The 24,892-nt window shown below is 64.4% G+C and carries 20 protein-coding genes; 9 read left to right on the forward strand and 11 right to left on the reverse strand.

Annotated elements, in window-relative coordinates; all coding sequences use genetic code 11:
* Positions 1 to 147 precede the first annotated feature (147 nt).
* From BRW65_RS14890 to BRW65_RS14900, 3 genes are all read right to left on the reverse strand, one after another.
* Complete coding sequence (locus BRW65_RS14890) at positions 148 to 2,040, reverse strand: hypothetical protein (RefSeq protein ID WP_073875788.1); 1,893 nt, start codon at positions 2,038 to 2,040, stop codon at positions 148 to 150.
* Positions 2,041 to 2,185: 145 nt separating this feature from the next.
* Positions 2,186 to 3,748: a coniferyl aldehyde dehydrogenase gene (locus tag BRW65_RS14895; RefSeq protein ID WP_073875790.1), complete on the reverse strand. Its 1,563-nt coding sequence runs from the start codon at positions 3,746 to 3,748 to the stop codon at positions 2,186 to 2,188.
* A 10-nt stretch (positions 3,749 to 3,758) separates the two neighbouring features.
* On the reverse strand, positions 3,759 to 4,580 hold the full coding sequence (locus tag BRW65_RS14900) for an SDR family NAD(P)-dependent oxidoreductase (protein ID WP_139273113.1): 822 nt from the start codon (positions 4,578 to 4,580) through the stop codon (positions 3,759 to 3,761).
* A gap of 150 nt (positions 4,581 to 4,730) precedes the next feature.
* Here BRW65_RS14900 and BRW65_RS14905 point away from each other — a divergent pair, with 150 nt between their 5' ends.
* The 5 genes from BRW65_RS14905 to BRW65_RS14925 all read left to right on the forward strand — a co-directional run bounded on the left by BRW65_RS14905 (position 4,731) and on the right by BRW65_RS14925 (position 13,047).
* Positions 4,731 to 7,175 carry a CaiB/BaiF CoA transferase family protein gene (locus BRW65_RS14905; protein ID WP_073875794.1) on the forward strand — a complete coding sequence of 815 codons (2,445 nt, stop codon included), beginning with the start codon at positions 4,731 to 4,733 and terminating at the stop codon, positions 7,173 to 7,175.
* Entirely contained in the window at positions 7,172 to 8,743 is a 1,572-nt protein-coding gene (locus BRW65_RS14910) for an acetyl-CoA acetyltransferase (protein WP_073875796.1), read from the forward strand. The genes BRW65_RS14905 and BRW65_RS14910 overlap by 4 nt, the downstream gene beginning before the upstream one ends.
* On the forward strand, positions 8,740 to 9,972 hold the full coding sequence (locus BRW65_RS14915) for an NAD-dependent epimerase/dehydratase family protein (protein ID WP_073875798.1): 1,233 nt from the start codon (positions 8,740 to 8,742) through the stop codon (positions 9,970 to 9,972). The genes BRW65_RS14910 and BRW65_RS14915 overlap by 4 nt, the downstream gene beginning before the upstream one ends.
* 5 nt (positions 9,973 to 9,977) lie before the next feature.
* Complete coding sequence (locus BRW65_RS14920; RefSeq protein WP_073875800.1) at positions 9,978 to 11,534, forward strand: wax ester/triacylglycerol synthase family O-acyltransferase; 1,557 nt, start codon at positions 9,978 to 9,980, stop codon at positions 11,532 to 11,534.
* 442 nt (positions 11,535 to 11,976) lie between these two features.
* The gene (locus BRW65_RS14925) at positions 11,977 to 13,047 is read left to right on the forward strand and encodes an alpha/beta fold hydrolase (protein WP_073875802.1); all 1,071 of its coding nucleotides are present in this window, start codon (positions 11,977 to 11,979) and stop codon (positions 13,045 to 13,047) included.
* A 25-nt stretch (positions 13,048 to 13,072) separates the two neighbouring features.
* Here BRW65_RS14925 and BRW65_RS14930 read toward each other — a convergent pair whose 3' ends face one another.
* The gene (locus tag BRW65_RS14930) at positions 13,073 to 13,930 is read right to left on the reverse strand and encodes a hypothetical protein (protein WP_073875804.1); all 858 of its coding nucleotides are present in this window, start codon (positions 13,928 to 13,930) and stop codon (positions 13,073 to 13,075) included.
* Between the two features lie 174 nt (positions 13,931 to 14,104).
* Between BRW65_RS14930 and BRW65_RS14935 the strand changes: the two genes are divergently transcribed.
* A complete protein-coding gene (locus BRW65_RS14935; RefSeq protein WP_330981754.1) occupies positions 14,105 to 14,878 on the forward strand; it encodes an SDR family NAD(P)-dependent oxidoreductase in 774 nt (257 codons plus the stop codon).
* Between the two features lie 254 nt (positions 14,879 to 15,132).
* Here BRW65_RS14935 and BRW65_RS14940 read toward each other — a convergent pair whose 3' ends face one another.
* A complete protein-coding gene (locus BRW65_RS14940) occupies positions 15,133 to 15,510 on the reverse strand; it encodes a hypothetical protein (protein WP_073875806.1) in 378 nt (125 codons plus the stop codon).
* A gap of 450 nt (positions 15,511 to 15,960) precedes the next feature.
* On the opposite strand from BRW65_RS14940, the gene BRW65_RS14945 reads away from it, so the two are divergent.
* From BRW65_RS14945 to BRW65_RS14955, 3 genes are read left to right on the forward strand one after another with little or no spacing between them, the layout of a single operon-like run.
* Positions 15,961 to 17,154, forward strand: coding sequence for a cytochrome P450 (locus BRW65_RS14945; protein WP_073875808.1), 1,194 nt, complete (start codon positions 15,961 to 15,963; stop codon positions 17,152 to 17,154).
* On the forward strand, positions 17,154 to 18,383 hold the full coding sequence (locus BRW65_RS14950) for a CaiB/BaiF CoA transferase family protein (protein ID WP_023860667.1): 1,230 nt from the start codon (positions 17,154 to 17,156) through the stop codon (positions 18,381 to 18,383). Before BRW65_RS14945 ends, BRW65_RS14950 begins: the two co-directional genes overlap by 1 nt.
* Positions 18,384 to 18,435: 52 nt before the next feature.
* Positions 18,436 to 19,065: a TetR/AcrR family transcriptional regulator gene (locus tag BRW65_RS14955; RefSeq protein WP_244168096.1), complete on the forward strand. Its 630-nt coding sequence runs from the start codon at positions 18,436 to 18,438 to the stop codon at positions 19,063 to 19,065.
* 27 nt (positions 19,066 to 19,092) lie between these two features.
* Here BRW65_RS14955 and BRW65_RS14960 read toward each other — a convergent pair whose 3' ends face one another.
* Genes BRW65_RS14960 through BRW65_RS14985 form a run of 6 tightly spaced genes read right to left on the reverse strand, consistent with a single transcriptional unit; the run spans position 19,093 to position 24,864 of the window.
* Positions 19,093 to 19,890, reverse strand: a complete 798-nt coding sequence (locus BRW65_RS14960; RefSeq protein WP_023860665.1) for an alpha/beta fold hydrolase — start codon at positions 19,888 to 19,890, stop codon at positions 19,093 to 19,095.
* A 46-nt stretch (positions 19,891 to 19,936) separates the two neighbouring features.
* Entirely contained in the window at positions 19,937 to 20,692 is a 756-nt protein-coding gene (locus tag BRW65_RS14965) for an enoyl-CoA hydratase (RefSeq protein WP_073875812.1), read from the reverse strand.
* Between the two features lie 10 nt (positions 20,693 to 20,702).
* Positions 20,703 to 21,845 (reverse strand): acyl-CoA dehydrogenase family protein, encoded by a 1,143-nt coding sequence (locus BRW65_RS14970; RefSeq protein WP_036473762.1) that lies wholly within the window; start codon positions 21,843 to 21,845, stop codon positions 20,703 to 20,705.
* A gap of 9 nt (positions 21,846 to 21,854) precedes the next feature.
* On the reverse strand, positions 21,855 to 23,180 hold the full coding sequence (locus BRW65_RS14975; RefSeq protein ID WP_073875814.1) for an FAS1-like dehydratase domain-containing protein: 1,326 nt from the start codon (positions 23,178 to 23,180) through the stop codon (positions 21,855 to 21,857).
* 8 nt (positions 23,181 to 23,188) lie between these two features.
* Positions 23,189 to 24,040, reverse strand: a complete 852-nt coding sequence (locus BRW65_RS14980) for a mycofactocin-coupled SDR family oxidoreductase (protein ID WP_073875928.1) — start codon at positions 24,038 to 24,040, stop codon at positions 23,189 to 23,191.
* Positions 24,041 to 24,054: 14 nt separating this feature from the next.
* Positions 24,055 to 24,864 carry an enoyl-CoA hydratase-related protein gene (locus tag BRW65_RS14985; protein ID WP_073875816.1) on the reverse strand — a complete coding sequence of 270 codons (810 nt, stop codon included), beginning with the start codon at positions 24,862 to 24,864 and terminating at the stop codon, positions 24,055 to 24,057.
* Between the last annotated feature and the right edge of the window lie 28 nt (positions 24,865 to 24,892).

Raw genomic sequence — 24,892 nt, forward strand, 5'->3', positions numbered from 1 at the left:
GGTCGAGGTTACCGCCGGCCATGTGCGCTCATCAAAGATCCGGAAGCGGGGCGATCATGCGGACCTGGGTATGCGAATGGTGTTCCGTTCCTTTCGCTGCTAGATGAGTGTGAACCGTCTGACGGCGGGCGTACGGCTATGAAATGCCTACTCGGGCTGGATGCGGACTTCGCTGCGATCATTCAGAACGATGCTCACCTGGGCGCGACCCTCGGCGTCGGCGATGAGCGAGTCTGCGGTGGCTCCGGTGACCCGGTAACGGCGATCAGGTTGCAAACGCGCGAGATGCAACACCTCAGTTGAACCCTCTCGTCCCGGACGAAGGACCAGGTGCAGGTCGTCGCCACCGCTGGTGGCGCGGGCAACCAGGACAGCGGGATAGGCGACCTCATCGAGGATAGGACCTGAGCGGGCGGATTCCGGAGTCGGATCGATGACGGTTTTGCGCCAGAAGTTTTGATGCAGTTGGCGATCGAGGGTGACACACGCATTCACCGAGTTCGACATTTTCTGGTAGCGGAATACCCCGTCTTCGGTAATGGGGGCGCACAAAGAGTCGAGTGCGAGCTTGGCGGCAGCGGCAGCGTCGGCGTCCCCGAACTCGCGCGCAGCCCCGAAGAGCGATTCAATCGCGAGGCCGTAACCCGGCTTGTAATTGCCCATGTCGACCGCCCCCTTGGGCAGCACCGGCTTCAGTTGTCCGGCGTCCTCAGCGAAAGCTTCCGTGCGCAGAATTCCCCAATAGCGCATAGCGATGTCTGGGAACATTGAGTTTAGATACACCGCGGGAATGGCGTCGGGCAGCGGGAACGGAAGATCGATGCCGGTGTGTTTCGACTTCAGCGAGACCATGCCGAAGTCGGGGTGCACGAACTCGGTTTCCAGACGGTGCCTGAAGTTTTCGGCAATCTCGTCGAAGTAGTGCGACCCGGTGACACGGTCGTACACCTGCAACGCGCCCATACCGCGAAAGTTGCACGCGGTGTAGGTCCAGTTCGGTTCGCAGGGGAACAGTCCAAAGGGCGCCTTACGGAAGTTCGTCACGAGCGACTCGGCGACATCGTGCAGCGAATGCTGGTGCTTACCGAAGCTGAGACCGCCGTCCTGTAAGTAGCGGTCATCACCGGTCAGTGCCGCGTATAGCCCCACCTGCAGCCCAAAGAACCCGGTGAGCATGATGTTGTCGCGCCCGACCGGGTCAGGATTCAACCGTAGATTTCCCCAGGCGTTTTCCCAGGCCCAATAACCCCACACCTGACGGTCGCGGTAGGTGTCAATCAGTCCACGTTGCGCGCGAGCAAGGTAGCCGCGGAAGTTCGGTGTGTAGTGAGCTTGACAGACGGCGAGGGCATAGCCCAGGTAGTTGATTTGATACCGAAGGGCCGCGGTCTGAAACTGATCGATCTTGTCGTAGCCGGTGAAGTCACCCGGCGCCTGAAGTCCGCGGTCGATCACGTAGCGCAAACCGGCCAGCGTTTCAGGGTCGAGTTCACGCTGCTCCGGCGCCGGCGGGGCGACTGCCCGGCGCCGCGCGGAGGCAATCGCTGTAGGCAAGTACTCCAGCCGCTCAGTACGTCGCTGAAGGACCGATTTCCGGGTACGGCGCGAAACCAGTTTCGCCACAACGAAGCCGACGACGACCAGGGATGCCGCGATGACCACTCCGGGTGTCCACACCGACCGCTCGGTGGTAGCCCAACCGGCCAGCACCGCGGAACCGAGCCACACAACGGGGGGCAGCGTGGTGAATCCCGCCGCGAACCACGCCACCAGAGACAGCACGAACAGCACCAGCACGACGGGTGTCAGCGCCAGCCACCATCCGCCGGAGGCCAGAAATCCGGACCCTGGGAACCACAGGCCCACACCGACACTGGCCCAGAACGGCGATCTGGTCCACGTCAGCACCACGCCGATGACGACGAACGCTGCATAGGTCAGCAAGGTGCGTCGCAGCCGGGATGTGGTTACCGGCCCGTGCGCTGAGGTCAATTCGACGCCTCCAGCGGGGCCGCCGATGTGTGAGAGATCAATGGACACTGTCGGTCCCTTTCGTTCAACGGTTCCGTGCGGCTGTCACGGACCGCAGCACCTCAGGGTCAGCTTGCGATTCGGCATCGCGCCGGAACACGCGAAGTAGCCGCGATAACAGATGAGCCACTAGGACGCAGCAGGCCATCGGCTGCTAGTCCCGTGCCGCGGTGTGCGTAGGAACTACGCTGAACTCCAAGCTTTCACCTTGGTTCAGACGATCGGTCTTGCGCAATCGCCGACGTATCGACTGCCGCTCGAGGGCGGTCATGGCCTGAAGCCCGCGCTGTTTGAGCCCGGTGTAGGGTGCCGCGAGCGCGGCCGATATCGAGAAACGCGTTGGGGCGTCCATTACGCCGCGGCCATGGCTGAAGGCTGCGAATCCCGAGCGTCCGTGGTAGTAGCCCATGCCACTTTCGCCGACGCCACCGAACGGCATCCCCGCCACGGTGTAGTGCAGCGTGACGTCGTTGATCGTCACCCCACCCGAGTACGTGCGGGCCAGGAAGCGTTGGCGCGCAGCATCATCGGGCCCGAAGTAGTAGGCCGCGAGGGGTTTCGGGCCGGAGTTGATGTGATCGATCGCGTCATCGATGCGCTGGTAGGTCGCGATCGGCAGCACCGGACCGAATATTTCCTCTTGCATGACGCGCATGTCCTTGGTTGCTCCGAGCACGAGTGTCGGCGCGATCTTGTGTGCGGCCTGAGTCGAGAAGTCCTCTGCTGCAGGGTTGATCGTGATGATCTGCGCGCCCTTGGCGTGAGCATCGTCGATCAGCCCGTGGATGCGGTCGAAATGGCGCTCGTTGACGATGGAGGTGTAGTCGTCGTTGTCGAGGATCCGTGGGAACATTCGGGTGACGCTGGCGCTGACGCTCTCGACGAACGCGCGTTCCTTGCCGCCGGGGATCAACACGTAGTCCGGCGACAGACAGAGCTGGCCGGCGTTCATCGTCTTGCCGACCATGACTCGGTCAGCGACCACCTTCAGATCAGCGTCCGGGGAGATCACCACCGGAGACTTGCCGCCCAGTTCGAGAGTTACCGGAACGAGGTTGTCGGCCGCCGCCCGCTGCACATGTCGGCCCGTTGCCGGCGACCCGGTCAGCAAGATGTGGTCAAACGGAAGCGCGCAGAACTCTGCCCCGACGTCGGCGCCGCCGGTGAAGGCCCGCAACTCGGTGGCGTCGAAGCGTTTGACGATCTCGGCGCGCATCAACTCCGAGGTGTTCGGAACATACTCTGAGAGCTTCACCATCACCGCGTTGCCCGCCGCAAAGGCCTGCGTCACAGGGTCGAAAGTGAGACCCACCGGGAAGTTCCACGGACTGATCACGCCGATGACGCCCAGCGGCTGCCAGTCCACCCATGCTCGCGCGCCAACCAGCCGCATCGCTCCAGTTCCGTAGCGGGTCGGCTTCATCCAATTGCGCAGGTGCTTGCGCGTGTGCTTGATGCCGGGCAACGGACCGACCACGTCGGACATCATCGATTGCGCCCGGGATCGATGACCGTAGTCGCTGACCAGGGCATCGACCAGTGCGTCAGCGTTGGTCACGATCAGGTCGACGATGCGGTCGATGCGGTCTATCCGGGTGGCTGCCGAGGGCGGCCCAGCATCGAGGAAGGCGCGGCGCTGCGCGTCCAGCACCGAGCGCATGTCGCTGCTGTCCTGTACGTGACCGTTTGGGTGGATGGTCTGAGCCTTCGACGCCATGGCGCTACCTTCAGTCCTTGTTCATCAGGTGCACGAGGCGCCACATAAGGCTTGGGGACAGTCGGCGGAGCAGCCAGGTGCCGCGGGCCTCGACTCCGGGGACCAACACCTTGGTACCGCGCTCCAATCCCTTCTCGATGCGATCGAGGATGTCGTCGGGATCGGCTGCTCGACCCGAGGTGACGGCGTCCACCAAAGCTTTGGGCCCACCGGCGACGGCTTGATCGAGTAGCGGTGTCTTGACCGCGGACGGAGCGGCAAGGATCATCCGCAGTCTGGTGCGACGAAGTTCGTGAATCAGAATCTCGCTGTACGCGTTCACCGCGGATTTGCTCGCGCAGTAGGCGGAGAAGTTGGTCGACGACGAGTAGCCGGTGATCGACCCGAACAGCACGACATCGCCGCGGTTGCGTGACACCATCCCCGGCAGGACGGCTTTGGTTACGTGGACCGTGCCGAAGTAGTTGATTTTCATCGGTGCCAACAACCGCTCGACTGGCGTGTCGAGGATGCGACCCGCCGGCATTATTCCCGCCGCGTGTACCAGCCGATCGATGGGACCGTGGGTGGCCTCGACCCTTTCTACCGTGTCGCTGACGGCGTCTGCATCGGTGACATCGCATCGGTAGGGGACGACCCGGTCCCCCCCGAGCCGTTGCGTTTCCTTCATCCCGGGCTCGTCGACGTCGACGACCGCCACAGCGGCTCCCTGATTGGCGAGCCGCACTGCGGCGATCCGCCCCATACCGCTGCCACCGCCGGTCACCAAGGCAACTCGCCCGTTGAACACCATCGTTCCCCCATCGTCGGCGCAGGCCCCGCTACGTCGCACACTAGCGCAACATAGATAACTTAGTTTACTTTATGAGGGGGTTCGGCACAGAAGCAAATGAGCAAACCGACGAGCGACCGCGGCGATACCAGAGCACCGAACGAGGGCCCCCCAAATCGGACGGAACAACGCGGGTGAAGGCGGACAACGATGTCAACACCATTGGGTGATGATCTACAGCATCAGGTCGCACTGCCGCTGTCCGGAACGCGTGTCATCGACCTGACAGACGGCGCCGCCGCCTCGTCGACACGGCTGCTGGCCGAACTGGGTGCTGACGTGGTGCTCGTCGAGCCGCCCGAGGGACTCGCGTCACGACGTGCACACCCGCGACACGACCGTCTCGGACTCCCTTTTCTCACCGCACATGCCAACAAACGGGGCGTCGTCCTCGACTTGAGCACCGACCAGGGTCGCGCCGACCTGCTGTCGCTCGTGGACGGCGCCGACATAGTCGTCGAATCCTTGCCTCCCGGAACGCTGGACGGCCTGGGCGCGGGGCCCAGTGTCCTGCGAGAGCGCAACCCGGCACTCGTCGTGGTGTCGATCACCGCCTTCGGGCAGACCGGCCCCTACCGCGACTGGCGAGGTACCGAGGCAGTGCAGATGGCTATGTCGTCGGTCTTGACCCGATCCGGCGCTCCGGATCGAGAGCCCCTGCTACCCCCGGGCAATTTCGCCACCGAGGCCGGTGCCGTCCAGGCGGCGTACGCCGCGCTGATCGCCTACTACCGCGCACTCAACACAGGACAAGGCGATTATGTCGACTGCGCCCTGCACGACATGGCCGTGCAAGGGCTGGACCCCGGCTATGGAATGGCCGGCACCGCCACCATGGGCCGCCCGATCTCTGAGCTTCCTCCAGGGCGACCCGACGCCCGATTGCTTTACCCGATCTTTCCGTGCGCGGACGGTCACATCCGACTGTGCATGCTCGCACCAAAGCATTGGCGGGCGATGTTCAGATGGCTCGGCGAGCCCGACGAATTCGCGGACCCTTCGTTCGAACAACTCATCACCCGGTTCATGTCCTGGGACAAACTGCGCAAAGTGATCGCCGAGCTGTTTGCCGACAAGCCTCGCGACCACATCGTCAAACAGGGCATCGAACTCGGCATCCCCATCGCTAGTGTGAACACCCCGGCCGAGGCAGCGACAAGCGACCACGCGACGGGCCGCAAGTCGTTCGTCGACGCCGAAGTCGCACCCGGACTCATCGGCCGAATGGCCAACGGTTATTTGGAATTGGGCGGCAAACGTGCAGGATTCCGCTTCCGCGCGCCCACTTTGGGTGAGCACACCGACGAAGTGCTCGGCGGTGTCGGTGGTGGTGTGCCGGCTGGATCTGTGAGTTCACCTTCGCCTGTGCCCAGCCTGCGCCCGCTGGAAGGGCTTCGCGTTCTGGATCTCGGGGTAATCGTGGTGGGCGCCGAAACCGGACGCTTGCTCGCCGACCAGGGGGCCGAGGTCATCAAGGTGGAGAACCGCGCGTTCATGGATGGGGCACGCCAAGCCGACACCCCGGAACGGGTCAGCCACGCCTTCTCAGTAGGTAACCGAAACAAGCTGAGCTTGGGCCTGAATCTGCGGGATCCGCGCGGCGCCGAACTGATGCGCGGCCTGATCGCCAAGTCGGACGTCCTGTTGACAAACTTCAAACCCGGCACGATGGAGTCTCTCGGATTTGACGACAACACCCTGGGCGAGCTGAATCCCGCCATCGTCGTGGTTGAAAGCAGTGCGTTCGGCAGCAGCGGACCGTGGAGCAAGCGCATGGGTTACGGCCCGCTGGTGCGGGCGGCAGTCGGGCTGACCACCCTATGGCGGCACCCGGACGCACCCGAAGGGTTCGGTGACGACATGACCGTCTACCCCGATCACGCCGCGGCACGGGTCGCCGTTGCAGCCATCATCGCCGCCCTGGTGGCCCGCCGACGCAGCGGCAGGGGCACCAAAATCACTGTGGCACAGATGGAGACGGTTTTCGTCCAGTTGTGCACCGACTATCTGCGCCAATCGCTGCAGCCCGGCACGATGACCGCCCGGGGCAACGTCGGTGAGTTCGACGCGCCCTCCGGCGTATATCGCTGCCACGGCGAGGACGCCTACTGCGCCGTGACGGTCGACGGCGATACCGATTGGCTCAATCTGGCCGCAGCGATCGGTAGAGACGATCTCGCGCAGCGCGCGGACCTGAGCACTGCCGACGGCAGGCTGGCTCACCGCGAGGAGCTCGACCGAGCCGTCGAGCAGTGGGCGTTGCCGCTCGATCCGCAGGACGCTGCGGCACAACTTCAGGCGGCTGGCGTCGCGGCCGGCGCGGCTGCACATGTCAAGGACCTGCTCGACGATCCCCAGCTGGCGCATCGACACGCGCTCGGTCAACTGCGGCAACCTGGTTGGGACGAGCCGCTCACTGTCGAGACCGGCATCGCCCTCTTCGATGCCATCGCGCCACCGCCATTGAACCCGGCACCAACCATGGCACAAGACACCCGATCGGTTTGCCATGCCGTGCTGAAACTCAGTGACACCGAGATAGATCAGCTTGCTCGGGAGGGCGTCCTCGAATTGTCCGACGAGCCAACGGGATGAGCGCTTCCATCGATCCCCACACACCGGTGATCGTCGGTGTCGGTCAATTCAGCGAGCGGATCGATGATCCCGACTACCGGGGATTGTCGGCGGTCGAGCTGGCCACCGAGGCCGCGCGTGCCGCACTCCGTGACTGCGGTGCCGACGCGACCGCTGCCGCTCGCCGGATCGACACAATCGCCGGAGTCCGCCAGTTCGAAATCTCCACCCCGTGGGCGACGGCGCCGTTGGGAAAGTCCACGAACTACCCGCGGTCCGTCGCGCGACGCATCGGGGCAAGCCCCGCCGACGCCATCCTGGAGGTTGTGGGCGGCCAGAGCCCCCAACACCTCGTCAACGAAATGTCGGCAGCCATCGCCGCCGGCGAGCGCAACGTCGTTCTGCTGTTGGGGTCTGAAGCCATCTCCACTGTCCGTCATCTCGCGTCCGCTGACGACAAGCCCGATCTCTCCGAAGTCGTCGACGGACAACTGAACGACCGCGGATACGGATTGGAAGGCATGAGCGGCCCGGAATTCGTCGCCCACGGGCTGGTCGACGCGGCGTCGCAGTACGCCCTGCTGGAGAATGCCCGCCGGGCGCGGCTGGGGTTGACTCACGAGCAGTACCGCCAACAGATGGCTCAGCTGTTCGCACCACTCAGCACCGTCGCCGCCACGAACCCGTTCGCGGCGTCGCCGGTCGAACGCAATGTCACCGAGTTGGCCACAATCACCCCGTCCAACCGCATGATCGCCGACCCGTACCCGCGGTTGATGGTGGCGCGCGATCAGGTGAACCAGGGTGCCGCAGTACTCGTCATGACGGTGAGTGCCGCCTCCGAACTCGGTGTGCCTGAGGATCGTTGGGTGTTTCTGCATGGACACGCGGACCTACGCGAACGAAATCTGCTGGAGCGTCCCGATTTGAGTCGGGCACCATCGGCCGTGTCGGCAACGCTGGAAGCGCTGCGTGTCGCCGACGTCGACGTGGACGGGATAACTACGTTCGACCTGTACAGCTGCTTTCCGATCGCCGTATCCAATGTGCTTGAAGGACTCGATCTTTCGGCTGATGATGCTCGGGGGTTGACGCTGACTGGTGGGCTGCCCTACTTCGGCGGCGCAGGCAACAACTATTCGATGCACGCCATCGCCGAGACGGTCCGCGCGATGCGCGAACGCCCGGGTTCGCACGGGCTGGTCGGCGCCAATGGTGGCACCCTGTCAAAGTATTCGGTTGGCATCTACTCGACGACGCCCCGTCCTTGGCGAGCCGACCGAAGTGCCGCCCTCCAGTCGGAGCTGCAAGCGCGGCCCGTCGCAGAGGTGGCACAGGTCCCGGAGGGAGACGCTCGCATCGAGACCTACACGGTTCGCTACACCAAATCGGGTCCCGTCGGCATTGTCGTCGGCCGCCTCGATGCGGACGACCGCCGATTTCTGGCCAACCCCGCTGAGGGCGACCATGACCTTCTCGACCTGCTCATCGACGGTGAACCGATCGGCGCCCCGATCGTGGTGCGGCCGGACCCGACCGGCAACAAGGCGGCGCTGAGCACTGCCGGAATCGGAGAGTGCGTTAGATGAAAGTTCTGGTGACCGGGGCGACGGGACCCTTCGGCCGTGCCGTGTGTCGGCGCCTGGTCACCGCAGGCCATGACGTCACCGCCATGGCTCGCAACCGGCCGCAGACTCTTGTCGACGGTGTCGCCTTCACGGCCGGCGACGTCCGTGACGCCCGTGCGGTGACCGACGCGGTGTCTGGATGTGACGCGGTCGCGCATTTGGCGTGGGTCGTCGCTCCACTCAAGACCGAGGCCGCTACCGAGGAGATCAATCTCGGCGGGACCCGGAATGTGTTGGACGCGATGGCCGCAACGGGCTGTCAACGGCTGGTGTTCTCATCGTCAGTGCTCGCGTACGGAGCCGTGCCCGGTCATCCACCGATGCTGACCGAGACCGACGAGCGGCGACCGCCTCGCGAGCACTTGTACGCAGCGCACAAAAAGCGGGCCGAGGACCTGATTGACCGCAGCGGGGTAGACGCGGTGATAGTGCGTGCGGGCATCATCGCCGGACGCGACGTCGACAACACCATCTTCCGGTTTTTCTCCAGTCCGGCATTGCCGGTTCCCGACCCAGACCGTCACCAACAGTTCGTGCACACCGACGACGTTGCGCGTTTCACCGCAGAGGCGGTGTCGCACACCCATACCGGTGCGGTCAACATCACCGGCACAGGCACTCTCACCATGCGCGAGATCGCACACATCATCGACCGGCCGCTCATCCGGGTCCCTGAGCGGGCCCTTCGAACGGCAATCAGCGCGGCCTGGAAGCTCGGAGTCAGCGAGCTGGCGCCCGGCGAGATCGGTGGCCTGCTGTACATGCCGATCGTCGACACCACCCGACTCCACGACGAGTGGGGGTTCACCTGCGCGTGGTCGAGCAGGGCCGCCCTCGAGGACATGGCTCGCGCCGCCCACGGCGTGGTCTCCTTGGGCAAAAGGACTGTCACGTTGCCCTGGCGGGTATCTCCCGGTTCAACCGAACATGTGGGTCCACTGCGCGCAATCCTGTTGCGGCGCACCTACGCAGACGAAGTAGACCGCGTCGTCCGCGATATCGAGCGACTGGTCTCGGAAGGCAGACCGGAAGAAGGACCAACAGCGGATGCCCGCCGGCAGCTGATTTTGGATATGGCTGAACACAGCACGCTACTGGCCCGCATCGGTGACCAAGCGCGAATGCCCGCGCATCTGGTGGCACGGGCGACCCAGGCCAGCGCGGCTGCAAAGGAAGGGATTACATCGTGAAGCAGATGAATGGGCTCGACCGGATGTTCATCAATGTCGAGACAGCGAGGTTGCCGATGGACATGTTTGGCATCCTGATGCTGGACCCGTCCACCGCACCCGACGGGCACGATTTTGCCAGGTTCCGCGCCGAGATGGCTGCGCGACTACCCAAGATCCCGGTGTTCACCCGTCGTACGGTTTCTGCACCCTTCGGCGCCGGCCATGAACACTGGATCGTCGATCCGAAATTCACCATCGACCGCCACCTCAAGCACCTCGGCGCCCCCGCCCCGTACGATCTGTCGGCGTTGTGCGAGCTGGCCGTATCCCTCGCCGATGAACCACTGGACCGAAGCCGTCCGCTCTGGCAGATGTACTACGTCGATGGGCTTGCCGACGGGTCAGCGGCGATCCTGCTCCGCTTGCATCACGCCGCGATCGACGGCGTCGGCGGCACCGAGATGCTGAGTGAGCTATTCGATACGGCACCACTGGCGATGGATCCTGACCTCGCAGCCTACAAAGTCAACGGGGAGCGGGTGCCGTCTCAAGTGGAGATGCTGCTCCGTTCCGTTCCGGATCAGATGATCACACCCGTCAAGCTTGTTCAGCGCTCGGTTCCGATCGCCGTCCCGCTGTTGAAGGGCCTGGTGTCCCGCGCCTCTTCGGCGGGCCGACCCGCGGCCAAGCCCGAGGTGGACGAACCATCGCCTCGGGAGAAGCGGGCGCCCACCGGGCCTTCCCCCGCCGGTTCCCGAAACTTGCTGAACCGGTTGACCTCTAGCTCCAAACGTTCGCTTGCCGTCGCGTCCCTGTCGATGTCGGAAGTGAAGCGGGCCAAGGATCGGTTCGGGGTGACGCTCAACGACGTCGTGCTGTCGATCACGAGCGCCGCCGTTGCAGACTATCTTCGGGACCTTGACGAGTTGCCCGGCGAGCCGTTGCGCATCGCTGGGCCGGTGAACATTCGCGATGAGGCCGCCGAATCCGCCAGCGGCAACCACTTCGCGTTCATGATGGTGCCGATACCCGATATCGCCGACCCGGTAGAACGCCTCCGCACGGTTTCCGCTTTGACAGCCAAACGTAAGCCGGCACGCGCCAGCTCCAGGGCCAGCGCGACGCGCACCAGTCGCAAACCCACCGGCACCGTCAGCCAGGTGATGAGGCTGATCGACGCGCTGCCAACCGGGGCATGGCTGGCATTGGGTCAGCTGGTGAATTCTCCGGCCATCGAAGCCGTCCCGCCCATCGCGAACTTCGTGGTGTCCAACATTCCCGGGCCGAGGGACAAGCTCTATATCGCAGGGGCCGAGATCACTCACATGTACGGACGGACCATGGTGGGAGCAGGCATCGGTCTATTCATCCACTGCCTCAGCTACGGCGACAGCCTCGATTTCGGGTTCACTGCGCTGGCCGACCTCATTCCGGACCCGGAAACAATCGTCGAGGGCGTGCATCGGCATCTGGCGGAGCTGCTGGACGCTCCAGCCCAAGGTTCGGACCAACTCACCGGTCTCGCCGCCCGCCGCGAGACGAAAGCTACTGTCGCACAACGCAATAAGGTCAAGAGTTAGTGCTCGGCGAGTCCGTCCACCACACCCACAAAGGAGCCGCGGTATTGGCAACACGCCAAGCGCCATCTAAAGCTGAATTACCGTTAGCGGCCGACTCTACGGGTGCGCAGCCGACGAAATCTGGGCCGTCCAGCAATTGCCGCCATGGCATGAGCACCAGACCCCAGGGAAACCCGCCTGCGATTGTCGCCGCGTTGGTGACGAGTCGACGAATCAGCGCGTCGCGGAACGCATTGACCACCGGTGTCTCCTTTCTGTCCTGTCGCGCCACGGTTCTGAGGCGAGTCGCGCCTTCGCTTCGACAACCACCGAGAAGGGTTGCCTTGCGCGGGATCTCAGGTAACACGCAGATGCGCCGACTGTATCGGCGGCCTTCGGCCCAGACTAATACAACGCTGGCTGCACCGACAGTGAAAGTGATGTCCCAAATTGAGATGTCCGAATGGTGATGGCGGCCACAGGATGGACGCCGGTGCCTCCGGGCTCCCGAATCAGGTTCGCACATCACCTCCTTGAACTCGGTGACGGCCGGCGCGTTGGAGTTTCGGTCGGTGGCCACGGTGTCCCCTTGATGTTCTTCCATGGGATCGGGATGAACCGGCGCGTGTACATGAAGCTGCTCAGCCGGCTTCCCCAGCTGGGATTTCTGGTAGTGGCCATCGATGCGCCGGGGCACGGGGAGACGTTCGCGCCCAGGGTTGGTGAGCACACGTTCGCTCACCGAATTGCAGTCACGGAACAGATTATGGAACGGCTCGGTATCAAGCGGGCCGTTCTCGTCGGTCACAGCATGGGCGGTCGCACCGCCGCAGAACTGGCAGCGCGGCACCCGGAACGCGCGCTCGCGGTGGTCCTCATCGATCCCGCGATCGGCGCGGCCTTTGACGCGTCGCGGGTGCGCATCGCATCACCGATGCGGACCGGCGCTGCGCTGGCCGCGGCGGTCGGCGACACAATCGTCGACCGGGTGGGTTTACGCCGTCGCGATCAGGTCCGCTACATGCGCATGCTGAGCAAGCTGTTCTTCAACACGGCCGCCCATCCGGCGACGTTCGCATCCGCGGCGAGAGCAATCGCCCGGGCTGACGACAGCGCGACCGCGCTGAAGGCACTGCATAGCGCCAACACTCGGACCGTCATCTTCCACGGCGAGCAGGACAAGATCGTCCCTCTCGCGTCCGCAGTCGATGCCGCAAGCCGTAGTGGAGCGTTGTTGGTGACGCTGCCCGAGGCCTACCACTCATGGGTGCTCAACACTCCGTGGACCTTTACTGAGATCCTCAGCCGGCTGATCGCCGATAACCAGCTCCGCATGGACCTGCGATCGGCAACGTCACCACCGAGGTGGGGCGTCGGACCTGACAGCGAAGGTATGTATCGCCCCGGTGCGCTGGTCCACGACCTGACCCCCCAGATCAGCGTCCTTGGCAGTGCCTATCCGCAACGGCGCCGCATGTACCACCGGTATCGAATCTGGGATCCCCAGGAGATAGCAGACTTTGAAGCGAATTAAGCCGAGACGGCGCCTGTCTTCTGACCTATTCGGTGTGCAGAGCCCGGGAGATCGGAATGGCCACCGCTGCACACGTCACCAGCATGACGAGCCCGCCGAGCGCTTGATCCCAGGCGACCGAAATCTTCAGCGGGCCAGCGGCGCCCGGGCCGCCCCACGCACCGAATACGGACAGCAGCCCGACGAGCGCGGCGATTTCTTGCGCTGCGAGTAACGAGATGCGACGAATCTTCAACGGAAGGACTGCGGCTGTCCGAAGCACGCCAAACCAATACGCTATGCCGATCATCGATGCGCCAATGGCGAGCCACAACGGCACGACATTCCTTGCCCCTCCGTGGTGATGTCCTCCCGGAAGGTGGATCGCGATGAGCAGTGCCGCGTAAGCCAGCGCCGATCCCCCGCTCAACAAGATCCAACCAGCACGGCGGCAACCGGTGCGCCCCGTATCTGCGGCGGACGGCAGGACCGTGAGTATCCAGAGCGGGACCGCAACCAACTGCACCTCGAGAACAATCATGCCGACCAAATGCGACTGCGCAGCAAGCACACGAACTGGGTGAGACGCCATGCAAATAATGGCGGCGGCGGCGCCCACCACGGTGACGATGATTTGTCGGCGCAACACCCACCAGATGAACGCGGCTACGGCCAGCACACCGACGGTGAGCACCGGCCACGTCCAATGCAGATGTGGCGCAGACGGTTTCGGCACGTCTGACATCGGCGCCATACCGTGCGTCGGTGCCATGCCCTGCTCATGGCGGTGCCCGGCAGGGCGGTCGGTCCAGACCAAGATGCGGGCCAGCACGAGTGCGCCGACGAGCTCTGCCGCTGCGATGATCCAGGTACGCGCCGGCGGAGCGCCGCGCCGGTCAGTCATGCGCTGACCCCCGCCAGACAACCAACGCCTCTTTCCCCGACAGGCCATCCACGTGGCTGAGTATATGGTCAACTAGGTTTGATAAGTGCGATCCGTCGAGATCAATCCCGTCTGGCACCGAGTCCGGCTGCCGGACGCGTCGCAGTGGTGGCAATGCCCGACATGGAGGTCCGCGTGACGTCTCTGCAGACTCCCGGCGAGCTCTTCGATCTGAGCGGCCAGGTTGCCGTCGTGACCGGAGCGTCCAGCGGGCTCGGCGACCGGTTCGTCCGTGTGCTGCACGCCGCGGGTGCCTCGGTCGTCGCCGTGGCCCGGCGCTCGGATCGACTCGCCGCGCTCGCGGCCGAACTCGATCGCGTGCTCCCGGTCACCGCCGATCTAGCCGACGACTCCGCAGTCGAGGAGATCGTCCCGCAGACGATGCAGCGCTACGGCCGGCTCGACATCGTTGTGAACAATGCCGGCTTCGGCTCCCCCCAACCAGCGGTTGAGGAACCTATCGATGCCTTCCGGCGCACCTTGGAGGTCAATCTGGTCGGCGCCTTCCATCTGGCCAGGCTGGCCGCCGTGCCGATGATCGCCACGGGAAGTGGCTCGATCATCAACGTCTCCTCGATCCTCGGTCTCGTCGCCGCCTGGCCGATCCCGGACGCCTCGTACAGCTCCTCGAAGGGAGCCCTGGTCAGCCTCACCCGTGACCTCGCATGCCAATGGGCACGACATGGAATACGGGTCAACGCTCTGGCGCCGGGCTTCTTCCCCAGCGAAAGCTCGGCTCCGATGATGGAGGACGAAGCAAGCCGGCGCTATCTGCGCACGGGGTGCCCGATGGGACGAATGGGTGAACCCGACGAGCTCGACGGAGCCCTCCTGTATCTGGCGTCGCGGGCCTCGACATACATGACCGGGCAGGTGCTGACCGTGGACGGCGGGTGGACGGCGCATTGATGGTACCGAGGTCGGCGCCAGCCGTCCGCAGGTAGGAGGCGACGATGACTTTTCTGGCTGGCTGTCGGGTGGTGTTGGATCTGGACTGACGAACGCGAGCTGTTGACCGGACCACAGCGCCGACTGGGCTCGCGCCACCGGCACGCACGACATGTACGTCAATGCGCTTACGCTACTGCGCATTTGGGAATGCAGCGTCCGCGACCGGCTCGGCCTCATTACGCTCGATCGCCGAGCCGGTTCGAATGGGTGCGCTACTCCTCGTGCTCTTGGCGGTCAATGATCAGGTCGGACAACTCGACGGCGTTCAGCGACACGTAATCGCCCGTTTCGAGATCTTCGAGGATGACACGCGGCTCCGACCCGTTTCTGTCGAGCCACAGCCGCACAGCGGCGGCCCTGTCGATGAGGATTGCCAACTCGCGGGGTTGCCGTCTCTTCAACTTTTCCCAGCTGCTGCGGACGGAATCGACCCGGCCGATAGTGCCATCGCGAGAACCGACCGAGAAGGCCGCCGCGTCGCACCGGTAGCGACGGTCCATCATTTCCGGCCCGAGAGCAGGTCGTTCACTCGGCTGGTTCGCGAAGGGCGCATCCGGATCGATCGAGTCATCCTCCGGCACGTCTTTCATCGGCCAATCCACTGTGATTCCTCCACCCGGTGACGGGCTCGCCCTGTCGCCATCCGATCAATTGCGACCGTCGCAGCTCGACCGCTTGTGGCATCGCACGTCGCCAGCGGCACTGCTGTCGTTTTGCAGCAACGTATCTTACTAAGTAAACCATGTACCGTTGGCGTCGGCCCTCACTGGGCGGCGAGCTCGCCACTCCAGTGAGGCCAAAACAGGACTGACCGAGGATGATTGGCGGCCGAATTGGCCCTGTGGGACACGTTCGCAACGAAAACACATCCAGCACCGGGCTCAGCAACGTTCTGGACTGTGCCGATCCGATGGCCGACCCAACGTCGAGCCAGCTGTGACCTGGGTCTCGCCCAGCACCACTGCGCCTGATACTCTCGACTCGTCCAGTCGCAGGAATGCGCCATCAATCAACGATAATCGCAGGACCTCGGAGGAAACGTGACAACGAGCGAGCAGGCGGCGACGGTGCCGGTCGTCACCTTCGACTACACCACCACTGAGCCCGAGGGAACGTGGTTCGCTAAATACGATGAGCTGCGCGCTCAGTTTCCTTGGTACCGAAACGAATTTGGGCCTGGCTTCTGGACGGTCTGCAACTACGAGGGAATCCTGCAGATCATGCAGAACCCGGAGGCCTTCTCCAACAGCGTGGTTACCGCGCTGGATCCGAATCCACCGATCAAGTGGATACCGGAGATGCTGGACGGGGAGGAGCACAGGCAGTGGCGGCGCCAGCTAGGTCCGCTGTTCTCCCCTGGCGCAGTCGAGAAGCTCGAGTCCACGGTGCGCCAGCGCGCGATCGACCTCATCGACGGCCTCGCCAGTCGCGGCTCCTGCGACTTCATGGCCGACTTCGCCGCCCGCTTCCCGACCACGATCTTTCTGGAAATGATGGGACTGCCTGTCGAGGAACTCGACGAGTTCCTTGCATGGGAACACGACATCTTGCACGCCGGCGGTAGCGACGAGGAGAAGCTGCGCACGCAAATGACCGCGATGATGTCGGTGATGGGCCGGTTCACAACGGTCATTGCCGAGCGTCGCGAAGAACCGCGCGACGACATCGTCAGCAAGGCCCTGACCTACGAGATCGACGGCGAGCCGGTCACCGACCAGGATCTGTTGTCCTTCTGCCTGCTGATGTTCATGGCGGGCTTGGACACCGTCTCGGTCACTCTTGGCTGGATGTTTCTTCATCTGGCCCGCAACGACGACGACCGGCACAGGATCGTGAACGAGCCGGCCGTCATCCCCACCGCGGTCGAGGAGTTCGTCCGTGCCTACGCGATCGTGATCCCCGCCCGCAAGGTTATGCGGGACATCGACATTCAGGGCTGCCCGATGAAGGCCGGTGACATGGTGAACATCCCGCTGGCCGCGGCGACCCGCGACGATGCCGCCTTCACCGACGCGACGTCGGTGGACATCACCCGTAAACCGAACAACCACATCGGGTTCGGCGCTGGCCCGCACCGATGCCTCGGCTCACACCTGGCCCGTCAGGAACTCAGAATTGCCCTGGAGGAATGGCACAAGCGGATCCCTAACTACCGGGTGGCTCCGGACGCACAGATGCTCGAAAGCGGCAGCCAGCTGGGACTGGAAAGCCTTCCGCTGGTCTGGGACATCTGATGCGCAAGCCGCTCGACGGAGTTCGCGTGCTTGAGGTCGCGCAGTTCACCTACGTCCCCTCCGCCGGAGCCGTACTCGCCGACTGGGGTGCCGAGGTTATCAAGATCGAGCATCCCGTGACCGGCGATGCCCAACGGGGGTTGGTCAAGGTGCTCGGCGCGGCGGCCACCAAACCAGGATCGACCTTCGCGCCGATCATGGAAGCGCCCAATCGCGGAAAACGCAGCGTCGGAATGGCACTGGACAACGCCGACGTGCGCCCAGAGTTCGACGAGTTGATCCGCCGCAGTGACGTCTTCCTCACCAACTACCTCCCTTCAGCACGGACGAAGCTGCACATCGACGTCGCCGACGTCCGAAAGGTCAACCCCGACATCATCTACGTGGCGGGCAGCGGATTCGGCATGAACGGACCCGACCGCGACGCGGGCGCCTATGACGCGACAGCGTTCTGGGCCCGCGGCGGCAGCGCCGACGGACTCAATCCACCAGATGCCGATCAGTCGGCGTTCATGCCCGCAGGCGCCTACGGCGACAACATCGGCGGCATCACCATCGCCGGGGGTGTGGCAGCGGCACTGTACGGCCGGCACGTCACCGGTGAGGCCTCGGTGCTCGACGTCTCCCTGCTCGCGGTCGGCGCTTGGGCTACCCAGTTCAGCGTCAACATGGCGATGTTGATGGGCGGACCGCTACCGAAGATCGAGCGCCGCACCCAAGCTCCGGGCAATCCTCTGACCGGCGCCTACCGCACCTCAGACGGGAGGTTCGTCCAGCTGTCGATGCTGCAGCCCACCCGGTACTGGCCGGAGTTCTGCCGGCTGATGGGCCTGGACCAATACATCGAGGACCCGCGGTTCGAATCACTGCAGGCGATGGCCGAGCACGCTGATCTCGCCTACGGCATCGTCCACGACGCCATCGCAAAGCTGACTTTCGCCGAGTGCAAGGAGGTACTGAGCCGGGGCACCGGACAGTGGGCACCGGTCCAGGACGCCTGGGAATTGGCCCACGACGAAGGACTGACCGCCAACGGTCGGATCGCCCACATCGTTGACGTCGAGGGAAATCCGCAACACTTGGTGGCAAATCCGGTGCGGTTCGACGACGACCCTGCCGAACTGCAACGCGCCCCCCAGTTCGCCGAACACACCGACGACGTCCTCCGCGAACTCGGGGTGGACGACGAGCGCCTCATCGAATTGAAGATCGCCGGTGCCATCACCTAAGGCCGCCCCTTTGGTGACGACCCTCGACGAAAAGGGCAGCGTCAAGGATCGGTTGATCCGCGCCGCGGACGCAGAGATCACCGCCTGCGGCATCAATGCCGTGCAGATGGACGTGGTCGCCAAGAATGCGGGCGTCTCCCGAGCCACCGCATTCCGCCAACTCGGCAGCGTCTCGGAGATGCTGGTGCAGGTCGCGCTGCTGCGAGCGCGCCGACACGTAGCGGCGGTAGAGGCGCTGATGGCTCCGAAGACCGGTGTCTTCGCCAAACTGGAAGCCGCTCTTGTGTATACGGCTCAGGAATTACCGTCAGATCCGTCGATTTCCGCTCTGATCGCCCGGGGTGCAGCCAGCGTGCACGACCCTCGGGTGCACCAGGTTGCCATGGATGTGATGGGTCCGGTGCTGGACGACGGCCAACGTAGCGGCCAGATACGCACCGACATCGACACCGACGAAATGGTCGACTTTCTGGTGGAGCAGACGTACCTCGCCGCCGAGGAGATCGATAGGTCCGTCGACGAGGTTCGGCGTCGCTTTCGCCATTTCATCGTCCCTGGGCTGGCCGCGCCGAAAGGCTTGGGCGGTGCACACATTTCGCGGACCATGGAGGTCCGGGGCGCGGTGACGACGGCGATTGAGGCACTGACCGATTTCGCCGACCTCTTGCGTCGCTCCGAGTGAGCGTGGCGGCACGTTCATTGCAGGCGGTCATCCGTTGCGGATCGCTGCTGCAAGTTTCCGGGGCGCATCAATCATGACAAAGGCTGAGCAGTCGGGGATCTCGATCAACGTGGCATGCGGGAACGCGTCGCGTAGTCGTCGAGCGTGACCCAGGGGAAACAGCTGATCCTCGGTGCCCCACGCCAAGGTGACGGGTCGGTCGAAAGCTTCGATCGCCGGCGCGGCGCGCAGTGTGAGAACCGGGTCCAATGAGGCGGTCACCGTGACGGCGTCGCGGCGGGCCGCCGCGCTGGTGCCAAAGGCTCCGAAGATCTCCCGCTGCCGCTCAGGAGCGGGGGGGTGCTTGCACACCGCCTTGAGGAAGAATGCCTGCCCTGGTCCGCTGGCCAGCATGCGTACAACGGCACCACCCAGCGCGGTGCTGAAACGGCACAGCTTGACGATCTGCGCGAACGAGCCAGGCGGAAAGTGTTCGTAGCTGTCGCAATTGGTGAGCACCAAGCGGGCGATCCGGGATGTGTCCAGCGTTGGATCACCTAGCGACGCCAGCACCAGGCCGCCGCCGGTGTCGTTGGCCACCACAGTGACGTCGGTCAGATCGAGGACTTCCATGAAGTGGACGATGCGACGGGCGGCCGCCTCAGCGCCGAGGTCGGCACCGTCGGTGGCCGTGCGGTGGGCTCCCAGCGGCCAAGTGGGGGTGATGCAGCGGAAGCCGTCCCCCAGTTCAGCCACGACGTCGTTCCACACTGCGCCGGTAACGTAGACGCCGTGCACGAACAGGATCGTCGGACCCGTTCCGCCGTCGGTGTATTCGATGTCCAAGCCGTCGACTCGTACCTTCTTGGTCGTCACGTCGGTTCTCCTTGCATCAATGTCCGCCAAACTCGGGGTGCCGTCGTTCCCGAAAGGCGCGCGCACCTTCTTTGAAGTCAGCAGATTCGATTAACGCCAACTGCCCCTCGGCTTCGATCGCTTGCACCGGCTCGAGTGCGCCGAGCGTCGCTGCGGCCAACGCGCGCTTGGTCCAGCCAAACGCCAACGTCGGACCGCCGGAGACCGACCGCAGAACGTCGGCCAGCACAGACTGGTAGTCGTCTTCGCCAGTCAAATAGGAGATCATTCCCCACTCGAATGCCGTTGCCGCGGAAACTTTCTCAGCCGTCATCGCCATGCGCGCCGTGCGTGCTCGCCCGATCAGTCCTGGCAGCAGCGCGGACGCACCGCCGTCCGGCATCAGCCCGACCCGGGTGAAGGCCAACTGAAAGTATGCCGAGGGTGCGGCCACCACCAGATCACAGGCCAGCGCGAGAGGGCATCCGAAGCCCACTGCAGCGCCGTTGACGCCGGCAACCACGGGCTTGGGCAGCCCGACGATCGCCCGCACGACCCGGTTCGCGGCTTCGGCGGCGCCTGCGGTATCACCACCGGTGAGGTCGCCACCGGAACAGAACGCTCGGCCGGCGCCGGTGAGCAGCACCGCGCGGACTGAGTCATCCGACCCGGCGCCGCGGATGTGCGCCGACAACTCGTCGAGCATCGGTGTGTCGACGGCGTTGAGCTTCTCCGGCCGGTCCAGCCGGATCCGCAGCACAGTGTCGTCGCGATCGACCGAGATGCCATTCACGACAACGGGTTCACAAGCCCAAGTCGCGGCCGATGATGTCTTTCATGATCTCGGTGGTGCCGCCGAAGATCGTCATGATGCGGTTGTCCAGGTAGTCGCGTGCAACCCGGTATTCCGTCATATAGCCGTATCCGCCGTGCAGCTGCACGCAGCCATCGATGACCTTCTTCGCGGTCTCGGTGCACCACCACTTGGCTTTCGACGCCTCGACCGCCGTCAGTTCACCGTCGACCACAGCCTGCAGGCAACGGTCGATGTACTGCTCGCCGATTTCGAGCTCGGTGTCCATCTCGGCCAACAGGAACCGGTTGTGCTGGAAACTGCCGATCGGCTGGCCGAAGGCTTTGCGGTCCTTGGCGTATTGCAATGTCTGCCGCCAGGTCTCGCGCGCACCGGCGATCGCTGAGATGGCGATGGACAGCCGCTCCGACGGGAGGTTGTGCATCAGATGATAAAAGCCGCGTCCCTCCTTGCCCAGCAGGTTCGCCGACGGCACCCGCACGTTTTCGAAGGCCAGCTCGGCGGTGTCCTGGTAGTGCAATCCCATCTTCTCGAGCTTGCGTCCGCGGCTGAAACCCTCCATGCCCGCCTCGACCACCAGCAGCGTGAAGCCCTTGTGGCCGGCGTCGGGGTCGGTACGACACACCACCACCACCAGGTCGGCGTTGATACCCGAGGAGATGAATGTTTTGGCGCCGTTGATGATCCAGTCGTCGCCATCGCGGACGGCCGAGGTGCGGATACCGGCCAGGTCGCTGCCAGCGCCAGGCTCGGTCATCGCGACAGCGACAATCAATTCGCCGCTGATGATGCCCGGCAGCCAGCGCTCCTTCTGTTCGTCGTTGGCCAGTGACGAGAAGTACGGGCCGACAACGTCGTTCTGCAAGCTCAGCGACGGCGACGGCCCCCCGTAGCGGGCGATCTCCTCGTCGATCACGGCGTTGAACCGGAAGTCGTCGACTCCCCCGCCGCCGTATTGCTCGGGCATGTTGAAACCGATCAGGCCGTACTTGCCGGCGGCGACGAACGCCGAGCGGTCGACGATGCGGTCACTCTCCCACTTCTCGGCGTTGGGCACCAGCTCACGTTCGATGAACTGCCGGACCGTCTCGCGGAACGCCTCGTGCTCGGGCTCCAGAACGAGTCTTTTCATGTGGTGGTCTCACTCTCCATACAGTCGTCGCATCTCTTCACCGACTTTGCCAGACACTCGCGACACGACCTGCGCGCCCCGCCTTCGCAGGTCGGCGTCCGGGATCGGCAGCACCACCGCACCGGAAGTCTTCGACGGCAGCAACACCTTGGCGGTGCCCCGTGTGGTGGTTTCGTTCCGCTGGCTGGTGGCGAAGACGTCCAATGACACTAAGTCATCGGGCCCGTCACCCTTCGCGGTGACCGTGCCGGTGCACCGGTGCACGTCGCCGTGGTAGTTGAAGCCACGCAGCTGCAGGTCCATTTCGGCCAGCCAACCGTCGTCGCCGATCCAGTTGGTGATCAAATGGCTCACCCATGCTGCGCGCATCTGTCCGTAGTCGTAGGGCGCCGGAATACCCAGGGCCTGAGCGCGTGCGGCATCCCAGTGCAGTCGTTGCACGACATCGGGGACGCCATATTCATCGGGCTGGTAGAAGGCGGGCATCCGCTTGCGCAGTTGGTGGGCAAACTTCAATGGCCCCACGCCGTAACCGCCCCAGCCCCACCCCATGTGCATCGAGATGATGTCGACGACGGTCAACGGCCCCTTGATGATTCCGGGAAGTTCGTCGCCGACCGAGATGTCCTCCCACCATTGCGGATCGGCGCCTCGCCGTCGTTCTGCCTCGTACTCTTCCTCGACTTGGGCGAATTCCTCGGGAGTCCAGTGCTTGCGTTGTATGTCTTTGAGCTTGCCGGACTTCTTCGAACCGTGACGCTCGGCGTTGATGTAGGACTCGTCGCGGGTCGCGATCGGGTTGCCATCGATGTCGACGTAGAGGTAGCGGTAAGTCTCCTTGACCGAACGCCCACCGGAGAATTCGCTGTCCTTCACCTGAACGTCGAGCGTGTAGTTCTCCGCGAGCACCGGCCGACCCGCGTAGATCGGGCGGTACCACGTCCACTTCACCCCCGAGTAGTACTTCCCGGTCCCGCGAAACAGACCGCGAAACAGCTTCTTTCGCTCCGGGTCGGTGAATTTCGGGGTTTGGTCCAGGCCCGTCGCTATCGGGAAGGTCGGCGATGCGATCTGTCCGTGCCAGCGCGTGGTCGGTCCGTAGGCCGGATCGTAGAACAGCGGGTTGTCGTCACCGCAGCCGAACGCGAAGTGCGTGATGGCATCGGCTGACGGCAGCTTGTGCCACGCTTCGTCGCGCTGGTGAACGGGAATTCCGATCTGCCCTTTGGCGCGTTCGATGTCCTCGTCGGTGATGCGGCCCTCTTCGGCGGCCAGATCATCCCCGGTCGCTTCGCTCGCCCCCGCGTCAGCACCGGGCTTTTGGGTGGTGGTCATCGGTCCTCCTAGAACTTCAGCATGGCGCCGGCGTCGACCTTGAACTGCAGGCCCGTCACATACCGGGACTCGTCAGAGGCCAGGAAGCACACCGCGTTCGAGATGTCCGAGGCTTCGACGTACGGGGTGGGCATCGCCTGCATGGCGGGGAACGCCAGCAGGGCGTCGTCGCGGCTCGGCGCCTCGAGGTCCGGCCGGAACTGCCGGTACATCGGCGCACTGTTGAGCATCGACGTGTTCACGTTTGTGGGATGAACGACGTTGGCGCGGATGGATTGGGGCGCCAGTTGCGCGGCGAGCTGCAGAGTGTAGGAATCCACCAGCTGCTTGGCGTAGCTGTAGCCTGCGCCGCCGGGGCCCTGCGGGCCGCCCGCCCCGGGGGGCTGTGCGGCCGCGATGAGGCCGGCGACCGATCCGGTGGTGATGATCGACGCTCCCGACTTCAGATACGGGAGCGCGGCGTGGACCGTGTTGACGACGCCGACGAAGTCCACGTCGAAGGCATCGGCGAAGGCCTGAACCGGCAGATGAGCACCCAGCGGACAGATGCCCGCGTTGGCGATGACTACGTCGAGTTTGCCGAATTCGGCCACCGCGTTGGCTAGTTCGCGGCTCACGGCCGCCCGGTCGCGGACGTCGACTTCGGCGGTGTACGCCTTGCGACCGGTCTTCTCCACCTCCAGACCGGCTTCCTCGAGATCGCGCGATGTCGCCAGCGGGTACTCGTTGGTGTCGATGTCGTGACAGATGTCGAAGAGGATGGCGTCCGCGCCCTCCTCTGCCAGCTTGACGGCGTGGCTGCGGCCCTGGCCGCGGGCGCCCCCGGTGATCAGAACGACTTTTCCTGCTACGCGTCCCACGCTCTCCGCCATGCTCAACGTGCCTTCCATTCAGGGAGACGCTTTTCAGCGAAGGCCCGTGGGCCCTCCTTGGCGTCTTCGGATTTCAACAACTCGGTGAATTCGCGAGTCGTGCGCTCCCACTTGGGTTCCTCCGCGCCGATGATCCCGTTGTCTGCACCGTAGGCGACTCGTTTGCTGGTTTGTACCGACAACGGCGCGTTGCAGGTGATCCGCGCGGCGAGTGCCAGGGCGGCTTCCACGACGGTACCGTCCGGCACGACCTCATTGATCAGGCCCCACCGCAGCGCGTCGGCCGCGGACATGGGCTCACCTGTCAACACCAGCTCCAACGCGACCTTGCGTGGCAGCTGTTCGACGATCCGGAACACGCCGCCCGCCCCGGCGATCAGGCCGCGTTTCACCTCGGGCAGCCCGAAAGTTGCGCTCTGGCAGGCGATCACCAGATCGCTGGCCAGGGCGAGCTCTGAGCCGCCGCCGAGCGCGGTGCCGTTCACTGCGGCGATTGTGGGTTTGTCGATGAAGTGATGCACGTAGCCGGCGAAGCCCCATTCAGGGTGCTCCGCGTGGTAGAGATTCTCGCCGCGCGAGACGGCCTTGAGATCGGCTCCGGCACAGAATGACTTCTCGCCGGCACCGGTGATGACGACCGCCCGCACCTCGGGATCGCGCTGCGCCTCCTCGAGCGCGTCACCCACGGCCGTGCTCACCGCCCCGTTAACGGCGTTGCGCGCGTCAGGCCGATTGATGGTGATCAACGAGACGTTGCCACGCAGCTCCACGCTGGCCGCCAAGCTCGCCACGTCGGTCGCAGTTTCGGTCACTACGGTTCCTCTCCAAGTCGATGGTTGC

The sequence above is a fragment of the Mycobacterium paraffinicum genome, from assembly GCF_001907675.1.
Lineage (GTDB): Bacteria > Actinomycetota > Actinomycetes > Mycobacteriales > Mycobacteriaceae > Mycobacterium > Mycobacterium paraffinicum_A.

Coding starts and splice junctions, on each gene's coding strand:
- BRW65_RS14895 (WP_073875790.1), bottom strand. CDS start 3,748: ATGGCGTCGAAGGCTCAGACCATCCACCCAAACGGTCACGTACAGGAC.
- BRW65_RS14975 (WP_073875814.1), bottom strand. CDS start 23,180: ATGACCACCACCCAAAAGCCCGGTGCTGACGCGGGGGCGAGCGAAGCG.
- BRW65_RS14905 (WP_073875794.1), top strand. CDS start 4,731: ATGTCAACACCATTGGGTGATGATCTACAGCATCAGGTCGCACTGCCG.
- BRW65_RS14915 (WP_073875798.1), top strand. CDS start 8,740: ATGAAAGTTCTGGTGACCGGGGCGACGGGACCCTTCGGCCGTGCCGTG.
- BRW65_RS14930 (WP_073875804.1), bottom strand. CDS start 13,930: ATGACTGACCGGCGCGGCGCTCCGCCGGCGCGTACCTGGATCATCGCA.
- BRW65_RS14925 (WP_073875802.1), top strand. CDS start 11,977: ATGGTGATGGCGGCCACAGGATGGACGCCGGTGCCTCCGGGCTCCCGA.
- BRW65_RS14910 (WP_073875796.1), top strand. CDS start 7,172: ATGAGCGCTTCCATCGATCCCCACACACCGGTGATCGTCGGTGTCGGT.
- BRW65_RS14950 (WP_023860667.1), top strand. CDS start 17,154: ATGCGCAAGCCGCTCGACGGAGTTCGCGTGCTTGAGGTCGCGCAGTTC.
- BRW65_RS14920 (WP_073875800.1), top strand. CDS start 9,978: ATGAATGGGCTCGACCGGATGTTCATCAATGTCGAGACAGCGAGGTTG.
- BRW65_RS14970 (WP_036473762.1), bottom strand. CDS start 21,845: ATGAAAAGACTCGTTCTGGAGCCCGAGCACGAGGCGTTCCGCGAGACG.
- BRW65_RS14940 (WP_073875806.1), bottom strand. CDS start 15,510: ATGAAAGACGTGCCGGAGGATGACTCGATCGATCCGGATGCGCCCTTC.